This is a genomic window from Brevundimonas sp. (assembly GCF_018608325.1).
GTDB lineage: Bacteria > Pseudomonadota > Alphaproteobacteria > Caulobacterales > Caulobacteraceae > Brevundimonas.
Genome location: NZ_JABAZW010000057.1, coordinates 1 through 400 on the forward strand (window position 1 = coordinate 1; position 400 = coordinate 400).

Here is a 400-nt window from a genome sequence, read left to right on the forward strand (position 1 = left end):
TTTGAAGACCGGATTCGCCGACCGCATCACCGCCCAGCAGGACGCTAAGAAGGCCCTGCTCGCCAAGTTCAAGCCGAAGGCCGCCGCCCCTGACCCCGAATTCGACCGCCTGGCTGAAAAGCGCGCGGCCGAGAAAGAAGCCCTGCGCCAGCAGCACGAACTGGCCAAGGCTGACCAGCGCCGTGAGAAGGCCGAAAAGGACGCCGCACGTCTCGCGGCTGAACTGGAAGCCCAGGAAGCCATCGACGCCGAGAAGCGCGCCGACCGCAAGGCGCGCAAGCAACTGACCAAGGAAGAGCAGAAGGCCAAGCGCGATGCGCGCTACGCCGCCCGCAAGGCCCGCCGCTAAGCCTGGGCTGTTTTTCTTCGAAAGATCGGCGCGCTGCGGATTTGCCTCCGC

1 protein-coding gene is annotated in these 400 nt (G+C 65.8%); it reads left to right on the forward strand.

Features of this window, described 5'->3' with window-relative positions; translation table 11 throughout:
• The first annotated feature begins 1 nt into the window (after position 1).
• Complete coding sequence (locus QZ281_RS06050) at positions 2 to 349, forward strand: DUF6481 family protein (protein ID WP_292225912.1); 348 nt, start codon at positions 2 to 4, stop codon at positions 347 to 349.
• Positions 350 to 400: the final 51 nt, after the last annotated feature.